The sequence below is a fragment of the Bradyrhizobium sp. CCBAU 65884 genome, from assembly GCF_028128835.1.
In the GTDB taxonomy this organism is placed as follows: domain Bacteria; phylum Pseudomonadota; class Alphaproteobacteria; order Rhizobiales; family Xanthobacteraceae; genus Bradyrhizobium; species Bradyrhizobium ottawaense.
This window is the reverse complement of sequence record NZ_LBJU01000013.1, coordinates 1-312: the sequence shown is the minus strand read 5'-3', so window position 1 is coordinate 312 and position 312 is coordinate 1. Positions and strand designations below refer to the sequence as shown.

At 67.6% G+C, this 312-nt stretch carries 1 pseudogene; it reads right to left on the bottom strand.

Annotation, left to right across the window (positions count from 1 at the left end):
- Positions 1-312 (bottom strand): annotated as a pseudogene (locus tag XI03_RS01515) (hypothetical protein); the annotation flags it as partial.

The following is a 312-nucleotide window of genomic DNA, read 5'->3' as shown; positions in this document are numbered from 1 at the left end:
GCCCCGAAGCGCCGCCAGCACGGTCGACAGCGTCGCCAGCTCCACGCCCGGCTCGACCCGGATGCGCGCCCCGTTCACCTCGATCTCGACAACTCCGCAAACCTTGGCCGGCGGCGCGGCGATCTCCAAAGGCCTCGTCTGTAGCCCGGAAATACGCTCATGCTCGCCCGCTGTCCCGCGATCGCTCCCGGCACCAATTTGGATTGGCACGAAGTTCGGTGCTTTGCCCACCACTGCCGCCGCAACTTGGCGGCGCCACACCGTAAGCAGCCCGCGCGAAACGCCATTGCGCCGCGCAACCTCGGAGATGTT